Genomic DNA, 704 nt, shown 5'->3' on the forward strand with positions numbered 1-704 from the left:
ACTTTAATATTTTCGATTTCGAGCTTTCCGAAGACGACATGAATAAAATAAAATCGATGAATACTAATAAAAGTTTATTCTTTAGTCATACGGATATAGAATTGGTAAAATTTTTGTTAGAATACAAAATTTGATTTAAATTATTAAAGTAAAAATTAAACGGACTTGAATATTTATAATTTTTTAAGTCCGTTATAAAATTTAAATAAAAGGAGAGAAAAAATGAATATATTAGTAGCTTATTTTAGCGCAAGCGGAATAACAAAAGAAGTTGCGGAAAACATCGCCGAAGTTTCTGGAGCGGAAATTTTTGAAATCGTCCCAAAAGTTCCTTATAGCAAAGCGGATTTGGATTGGACAAACGATAAAAGCCGTTCGACTGTGGAATGCAAGGATAAAAATTGTCGTCCAGAAATTGCAAGCAAAATAGACATTTCGCCATTTGACGCGGTTATCGTAGGTTTTCCCGTTTGGTGGTATAACGCCCCAAATATAATTTTTAGTTTTTTGGAAAGCTACGATTTTAGCGGAAAAATCATAGTTCCGTTTTGCACAAGCGGAGGAAGCGGACTCGACCCTGCGCCTCGTTATATGCAAAAATGCTGTCCTAAAGCTATATTTAAAACGGGAAAGAAATTTAATTTTGCCGAAAACAAAGCGAGCATAAAAAGATGGCTTGAAAGTTTGGGATTAGACAAAAAATA

1 protein-coding gene is annotated in these 704 nt (G+C 33.1%); it reads left to right on the forward strand.

The genetic code is table 11. The features are described 5' to 3' along the window. Positions 1 to 222: 222 nt before the first annotated feature. On the forward strand, positions 223 to 704 hold a 482-nt coding region (locus tag EZH24_RS13050; RefSeq protein ID WP_137999448.1), incomplete at its 3' end, for a flavodoxin.

This window comes from Brachyspira catarrhinii, assembly GCF_005518285.1.
Lineage (GTDB): Bacteria > Spirochaetota > Brachyspiria > Brachyspirales > Brachyspiraceae > Brachyspira > Brachyspira catarrhinii.